The organism is Kitasatospora sp. NPDC043949, from assembly GCF_056435365.1.
Genome location: NZ_JBWKEQ010000052.1, coordinates 47,843 through 54,999, shown reverse-complemented (window position 1 = coordinate 54,999; position 7,157 = coordinate 47,843). Strand labels below are relative to the sequence as shown.

General features: G+C 74.3%; 9 protein-coding genes. 4 read left to right on the top strand and 5 right to left on the bottom strand.

All coding sequences use genetic code 11. The annotated features are described in order from the left end of the window. Positions 1–91: 91 nt before the first annotated feature. Positions 92–979, bottom strand: coding sequence for a CHAD domain-containing protein (locus AC07AL_RS31650; RefSeq protein ID WP_363581706.1), 888 nt, complete (start codon positions 977–979; stop codon positions 92–94). 284 nt (positions 980–1,263) lie between these two features. Here AC07AL_RS31650 and AC07AL_RS31645 point away from each other — a divergent pair, with 284 nt between their 5' ends. The 3 genes from AC07AL_RS31645 (at position 1,264) to AC07AL_RS31635 (ending at position 3,628) form a co-directional block, all read left to right on the top strand. Continuing rightward, entirely contained in the window at positions 1,264–1,938 is a 675-nt protein-coding gene (locus AC07AL_RS31645) for a hypothetical protein (RefSeq protein ID WP_350883589.1), read from the top strand. 149 nt (positions 1,939–2,087) lie between these two features. Continuing rightward, positions 2,088–2,909 (top strand): DsbA family protein, encoded by an 822-nt coding sequence (locus tag AC07AL_RS31640; protein WP_363581704.1) that lies wholly within the window; start codon positions 2,088–2,090, stop codon positions 2,907–2,909. A 68-nt stretch (positions 2,910–2,977) separates the two neighbouring features. Continuing rightward, the gene (locus AC07AL_RS31635; RefSeq protein ID WP_363628236.1) at positions 2,978–3,628 is read left to right on the top strand and encodes a vitamin K epoxide reductase family protein; all 651 of its coding nucleotides are present in this window, start codon (positions 2,978–2,980) and stop codon (positions 3,626–3,628) included. A 33-nt stretch (positions 3,629–3,661) separates the two neighbouring features. Here the strand turns inward: AC07AL_RS31635 and AC07AL_RS31630 are convergent, their stop codons facing one another. From AC07AL_RS31630 to AC07AL_RS31615, 4 genes are all read right to left on the bottom strand, one after another. Continuing rightward, a complete protein-coding gene (locus AC07AL_RS31630) occupies positions 3,662–4,159 on the bottom strand; it encodes an NUDIX hydrolase (protein ID WP_363581700.1) in 498 nt (165 codons plus the stop codon). Positions 4,160–4,329: 170 nt separating this feature from the next. Beyond that, a complete protein-coding gene (locus AC07AL_RS31625) occupies positions 4,330–5,403 on the bottom strand; it encodes a serine hydrolase domain-containing protein (RefSeq protein WP_478319071.1) in 1,074 nt (357 codons plus the stop codon). 46 nt (positions 5,404–5,449) lie between these two features. Continuing rightward, the gene (locus tag AC07AL_RS31620; RefSeq protein WP_363581696.1) at positions 5,450–5,962 is read right to left on the bottom strand and encodes a GNAT family N-acetyltransferase; all 513 of its coding nucleotides are present in this window, start codon (positions 5,960–5,962) and stop codon (positions 5,450–5,452) included. Between the two features lie 23 nt (positions 5,963–5,985). Further along, complete coding sequence (locus AC07AL_RS31615) at positions 5,986–6,411, bottom strand: ankyrin repeat domain-containing protein (protein ID WP_363581694.1); 426 nt, start codon at positions 6,409–6,411, stop codon at positions 5,986–5,988. 440 nt (positions 6,412–6,851) lie between these two features. Here AC07AL_RS31615 and AC07AL_RS31610 point away from each other — a divergent pair, with 440 nt between their 5' ends. Continuing rightward, positions 6,852–7,046, top strand: a complete 195-nt coding sequence (locus AC07AL_RS31610; RefSeq protein ID WP_063346460.1) for a hypothetical protein — start codon at positions 6,852–6,854, stop codon at positions 7,044–7,046. Positions 7,047–7,157: the final 111 nt, after the last annotated feature.

Here is a 7,157-nt window from a genome sequence, read left to right as displayed (position 1 = left end):
GCTCCACCAAGCCCCACTCGGCATCGGAGAGTTCATGGCGACGTATCACCACACCATGATCCACTAGCCAAGATCACTTTGACGACACTGCCTAGCCGAACCGCGGCAGCTTGCGCCCCGCCGCCCGGTCCCACACCTGGGGCAGCCTGGCCCGGGCCGTCTCGGCGGCGGTGAGCTGGCGGGCGTAGAGCGCCCCGAGGCCGAAGGGCTCGCCGCTGTCGGCGGCCTGCCCGGCGAGGGTGTCGGCGGCGATCACCGCGTCCTGGTGCTCGCCCAGCAGTTCCTGGACGGCCTTCATCCGGTCCGTGTACCGCTCGGCGGCCGCGCCGACCGCCGGGGCGGCGGTCTCGCCGGCGTAGCGGGCGCGTTTGGCGGCCTTGCGGGCCTCGTGCAGGGCGCGGTCGCGCTGCTCGGCGGGCCCGGCCCCGGCGTCGAGGGCCGCCCGGACGCGCTCGCCGGTGCGGTGCTGCTCGCGCTCGGCGATCCGGGCCAGCTCGGGGACGGCGTCACGGCCGGCCCGGCGGCGCAGCGGGGGGTCGGCGAGGAGGGTGGCGAGGGCGTCGGCGAGGGCGCGGCGGCGCGGGCTGTCGAGGGCCGCGAGCACCTCGGGCCAGGCCTGCCGGTACTCGGCCCGCCCCCACCGCTCCAGCTCCGCCGCGACCCGCTCCGGCCGGCAGACGGCGGGCAGTGCCCGGGCCTGGGCGGCCAGCCGCTCGGCGAGCACCTCGCCGTCCCGGGCGCGGCCGAGGGCGGCTGCGAGCCAGCGCAGTTCGGCGACCAGGTGGTCGGTGGCCCCGGGGGCGAACAGCCGCCGGAAGGTCCGCAGGGCGCTGCGCAGCCGCCGGCAGGCGACCCGCATCCGGTGCACCGCGTCCGGTTCGTCCGCCCGGACGGCGTCGTCGAGGCCGGCCAGCACCGCCGCCTGGGCGCCGAGGCGGTCCAGCAGCACCTGCCCCACCGTGGTGGCGGGTCGCGCCATGAGCGCTCACCCCCTCATCGGGGTCACCGGGAACGCATTCCAGGCTACGGGCCCCGGTGCCCGACGACGACCAGGACCGCGACGGGGACGAGCAGGCCCGGGCGGGGACGAGCAGGCCCGGGACGACCGCGCGGCGCACAGGACGCCGACCCGCACGAACAGCGAAGCGATCCCGGCTGAGCGCGCGTCAGGCGGGTGAACGAACGGCCTCCGGCGGACAACGCTTCCACTCCCCGGGTACGCGCCCTCGTGCCGGATGTAAGCGTCGTGGCATACTCCGGGACGTGACGACCTCCACCCATGCGATCAGGGCCCTGCGGGCCGCGGTGTTCACCGCGCTCGCCGTGCCGCTGTCCGCGCTGGGCCAGGTGGTCATCACGGGTCGCCCGCTGCCGCTCTCGCTGGTGGCGGCCGCGACCGCCGTCGTCTTCCTGGTCGCGGCCGCGCTGGCCGGCGGGGAGCGGCGGCTGCTGCACATCTCCGGTGTGCTGGTGCCGGTCGAGCTGCTGCTCAACACGACGTTCAACCTGGGGCAGGCCGGCTGTGGGCCGATCCTGTCCGAGCACGTGCCCGCGCGCGGCGTGAACCTCCTGGTGTGTGGCGGCGGTTCGGTGGACGGGTCGCTGCTGGCCGGTCCGCTGGGCCACGTGGGGCCGCTGGCCCCGGCGGCGACCCAGGTGCTGCTCCTGCTGGTGCACCTGGTGATCGCACTGGCCGCCGCTGCCTGGCTGCGGCTGGGCGACGCGGCCCTGTCGGGCCTGGCCCGGTCGCTGCGCGCGCTGCGCCAGTCGCTGGCCCGCCCGTTGCGCGCCCTGGTCCTGCTGCTGCTCCCGGCTCCGGTTCGGCCGGTGCTGCGGGTGCCGCTGCCGGTGTCGGACCGCGTGCGGCCGCGCCGCGAGGACGTGGTGCTGAGCCCGGCTCCCCGGCGTGGTCCGCCGGTTCTCGCGCCTGCCTGCTGACCCGCCCGAGGCCTTCCCGAGGCCTTTTGGGGCCGCCGCGCACGTTCGTCCGCAGGCAGCGCGCACAACTCCCGCGTTCACTCGATCCCGCCGCACCCGGTGCGGTTTCCCGCGCGCATCCGCGCGCCGCGTACAGGAGTTGACCTTCCATGGCTCAGACCCCCAGCAAGCAGCAGGCCAAGCGCATCAGTGCCCGTGAGCGGATCCAGGAGGCGCAGCGCATCGAGCAGGCGGCCTCGAAGCGCCGTCAGCGGATCGTCGTGGTGGTGTCCGCCGTCGCGGTGCTCGCCCTCGCGGGCGGAGCGGCGGTCGCGATCAACTCGGCGTCCGGCAAGAAGGACTCGAAGGCGGCCGCCGATGCGGCCGCGCCGACGGAGCTGGTCGTCCCGGCGAACGCCTCCGGCCCGGACGGCACGGTGATCACCTACGGCAAGGCCGACGCCCCGCACACCATGGAGGTGTACGAGGACTTCCGCTGCCCGGTCTGCAAGCACTTCGAGGCGGCGAACGGCGAGGCGGTCAAGAAGCTGACCGAGGACGGCTCGGTCAAGGTGGAGTTCCACCTGGCGGCGTTCCTGGACAACGCCCTCGGCGGCAAGGGCTCGCGCACCGCGCTGGCCGCCGCGGGGGCCGCGCTGAACGAGGGCGTGGACAAGTTCAAGCAGTTCCACGACGTGCTGTACGCCAACCAGCCCGACGAGCGGAAGGACGACTTCGGCAACGTCAACCACATCCTCGACCTGGCCGGCCAGGTGCCCGGGCTGAAGACGGACGCCTTCGTGAAGGCCGTCACCGACAAGACGTACGCGCCGTGGGCGGCGAAGGTCGCGGACGCGTTCAACGGCAGCGGGGTGACGGGCACCCCGACGGTCAAGGTGGACGGCAAGCCGATCACGCTGTTCAGCGGCCAGTCCACGGTGACGCCGGAGCAGTTCACCGCCCAGGTGAAGCAGGCCGCCGGCCTGAAGTAAGCACGGCACCACCGGCCCGGCCGAACCCCGGCCGGGCCGGCTCCTCCCAGCCACCGGAGTGTGCTGCCATGTCCGCCGCTACCTCTGTGCACCCCTCCCCTCCCGCCCCCGGCGCCCCCGGCCGTGCGCCGGTCGGCGCGGGCCGGGCGTTCTCCCTGCTGCTGTTCCTCGGCGGGCTGATCGGGCTGGCCGCCTCGGCCGTCCTGACCTTCGACAAGCTCCGCATCCTGGAGAACCCGTCCTACGTCCCCAGTTGCAACCTCAATCCGGTGATCAGCTGCGGTTCGGTGATGCGCACCGAGCAGGCGGAGGTCTTCGGGTTCCCGAACCCGCTGCTCGGGCTGGCCGCCTTCGGCGCGCTGGCGGCGGTCGGGGCGGGGCTGCTGGCCGGTGCCGCGTACCGGCGCTGGTTCTGGCTGGGCCTGCACGCGGGCACCCTGCTGGGGGTGGTGTTCGTGCACTGGCTGATCGACGAGGCGCTGTACCGGATCGGCGCGCTGTGCCCGTACTGCATGGTGGTGTGGGCGACGGTGGTGGTGCTGTTCTGGTACACGACGCTGCACAACCTCCGGACGGGGGTGATCCCGGTGGGCCCGCGGCTGCGGCCGGTCGTGCGGGAGGCGGCGCGCTACCACTGGGCGGTGCCGGTGCTGTGGGCGGCGGTGATCGCGCTGCTGATCCTCAATCGGTTCTGGTACTACTGGAGCACGCTGGTCTGACGGGTCTGACGGACTGGCATATTTGATGGATCGTCAGCCTACGTATCCCGTGGAGTGCAGCAGCGCGGTGGCGCCGGTGCGCCGGGCCGCCAGGGCCCGGGCGAGTCGGCGCGCCGCGCAGGGGTGCAGCAGTGCGGCCGCCCGGGCGGGGGTGAAGTACCCGTACTCGGCGATCTCCTCGGCCTGTACCCGGATGGTCGCGCCGGCCGGGACCGTTCCGCCGTCGAACATGAACTGCACGGCGGGGTGGGCGTGTTCGCCCTGGCCGGGGATCGGATCGCGCCACTCGACGACGAGCAGCCGCAGCTCGCCGGCCACCAGCCCGGTCTCCTCGCGCAGTTCGCGGGCGGCGCATTCGGCGGGGCCCTCGCCCGGGTCCATCCCGCCGCCGGGGAACTGCCACTGGGCGCGGTAACTGGCCTTCAGCAGCAGGACGTCGCCGCCTTCGCCGGTGAGCAGCACGCTGCAGCCGACGTAGGCGCGCAGCAGTCCGGCCAGCCAGTCCTGTTCCGAGAGCCAGGTGTCCGTCATCGCGCCTCCTCCGCCGGTGCCCCGTCGCGGTGGCCACTCTGCCGCAACCCCCGTGCCGGATCCGGCGGTTCGTGCCCTAATCCACCCGATCGGGTACTCGACGCAGGAACGGACCCAGGGGCTCTCTTTCGGATCACGCCGCGCGTCCGGCGCGATCCGAAAGAGAGCCCCTAACCGAAGACCGCCCGCCGGTAGGCGTTGCGCAGGTCGGTGAGCGGCTGGATGTCGCGGTCGTAGTGGACCTTGTTGGTGAGCAGCAGCGCCCAGCGGCCGAGCCGCCGGGAGATCCAGATGCCGGTGCCGGTGAAGCCGTAGTGGACGAAGGCGCCCTCGGCGGGGTCGGTGCCGGGGGCGTACAGCCAGGACAGGCCGCGGGCGGGGGCGAGGCCGCCGGTCTGTTCGCGCAGCGACTCGGCGATCCAGGCCTCGCCCCAAGGCAGTTGGGGCGGCGGGGCGAGCAGCGCGGCGAGGAAGCGGGCGAGGTCGCGGGCGGTGGAGAAGGCCCCGGCGTTGCCGGAGACGCCGCCGAGCAGCCGGGCCGAGGGGTCGTGGACGACGCCGCACAGGTGGATCCCGGCCCGCGGGTCGTACTCGGTGGGCGCGGTGCGGGCGGTGTCGGCGGGGCCGAGCGGCCCGTACCGGGTGTCGGCCATGGCGAGCGGCCGCCAGATCCAGCGGGTGGCGAGCTCGTCCAGCGGCGCGCCGCCGAGGTCCTCGACGAGGTAGCCGAGCAGGACGGCGGCGCGGTCGGTGTACTCGACGGCCGCACCGGGGGCGCGGTGCAGCGGGGCGGCGATCACCCCGGCCCGGATCGCCGCGAGGTCGCGCCCGTAGAGCTGCTCGAATCCGGTGCGAGGGAGCATTCCGGCGGTGTGCGCGAGGAGTTGACGGACCGTCACCGCACCGGCAGGGTGCCCGGAGGCGGGCGGCCACCAGTGGCCGAGCGGTGCGTCGAGCGGGAGCCGCCCGGCCTGCCGGAGCACTCCGGCGCAGGGCCAGAGGGCGATGATCTTGGTGAGGCTGGCGAGGTCGTACCGGGTGTCCGGCCCGGGGGCGAGCCGGGCGTACGGGCCCTGCCCGAGCATGCCGTGCGCGCCGCCGCCGAGCGTCCCCCCGGCATCGCCGACGGCCCAGACGGCGCCGGCCCCGACGGTGCGCACGCCGCCCCGGACCAGCCGGTCCAGCTCCCCACCGGGCGCGGCCAGGGCGGGGAGCCGGTCGGCTCCTGGCGGTTGCTGGCTCATCGTCCCCCCTCAGAGGTGTCGTGAGCCTACCCGGCGGGCGGGCCGGTCAGGCCGCCGCGGGAAGTTCCTTGCCGAGGCAGATGCTCTGCGGGTGGTCGCGGTAGATGCCGAACTTCCGGATCGCCGCGTACCCCTCGGACCCGTACAGCGCCACGGCCTCGGGCTGCTCGGTGCCGGTCTCCAGGATGACGCGGGTGCGTCCGGCCTCGGCGGCGGTCTGCTCCAGGCGGCGCAGCACCGCCCGGGCCAGGCCACGGCCGCGGGCGGCGGGGACCACGAACATCCGCTTCAGCTCGACGTCGCCGTCACGCAGCCCGTCCGGCCCGGCCTGCTTGGCCCGCCAGCCCCCGCAGGCGACCGGTCGGCCGTCGAGGTAGGCGACCAGGAACAGACCGGCCGGCGAGTCGAAGTCATCGAGGTGCAGCACGGTCTCGTCGGGGTCGCCGTAGCGGCGGACGTACTCCTGCTGCACCTCCGCCGACAGGGCCTGGGCGTCGGGGTGGGCGTAGCCGGTGACGCGGAACTCGACGGTTCCGGCCTCCATGGTGGTGCTCTTCATGAGGGAAGAGCCTACGACCTGGATCAGCGGGCCTCGAAACGGGCGACCAGCTCGTTCTTGCCGAACATCCGTGCGGTGTCGACGGCGTTCGGGGTGCCGGCGGCGGGGTCGGCGCCGCCGTCCAGCAGGACGGTCAGCACGTCCTCGGCGCCCTTGAAGACGGCGCCGGCGAGCGGGGTCTGGCCGCGGTCGTTGGCGCGGTTCGGGTCGGCGCCTCGCGCCAGCAGGGCTTCGACGGTGGCGGCGTGGCCGTGGTAGGCGGCGAGCATGAGCAGGGTGTCGCCGCGGTCGTTGGTGAGGTCGGCGGGCGCGCCGGCGTCCACGTAGGCGGCCAGGGTGTCGGTCTCGCCGGCCCGGGCGGCGTCGAAGAGCTTTCCGGCCAGGGCGATCACCTCGGCGTCGGGGGCGCCGGGGGCGTCGGCGGGCTGCTGGCTGGCGGCGTCGGTCATGGCGGGCGGCCTTTCCGGTCTGCGGGCTCTGCGGGTCCTACGGGTTCTGCGGGTTCCGCAGGCGGCAGAGCCACGGTGGAGGAGTGTCGCTGGCGGAGTGCGGCTGGAGGAGCCGCGCGTACCGCACCGTAGCGGCCGGGCGCCGGGCCGGGCCAGCGCGCGTCCGGATGGCGGATGGCAGCCCTCGAACGGCGGCCATCCGGGCGAACTTCCCCGACCCCCCGGAAACCTCCCGCCCACCCGGCGGGAATGCCTCGCCGCACTGGAACTGCGCGGGACACGGCCCCACCCCGGCCGGTCCGCCCGCCTTCGCCCGAACTCCAGGGCGACGTTGAACGGGAAACCACCCATTTGCACCGTTCCATCATCTATTACTTTTTGTCACGATTAGCGCACTTTCCGTAACACGGTCCCCGTCCCCCCTCCCCGAGGAGCAGAACGTGATCCTCTCGATTTCCGGCATCGTCCTGTTCGGCACCATCGCCTTTCTGTTCTTCCGCAGGGACGGGCTGAAGGTCTCCCACGCCGTCGTCTGCGCCCTCTTCGGCTTCTACGTCGCCGGTTCCTCGATCGCCCCGAGCATCACCGCCGGCGGCGCCAGCCTGGCGAGCCTGCTCGGCGGCCTCAAGTTCTAGCGGTCCACGTTCCAGGCGCTGCCACTCCCCCGCACGGGCCCGGGCGCGGATCCCACCGCCCCGGGTCCCGTCGTACCGGCTCCGCCCCCGCCACCCGACCCGTCCCACTCG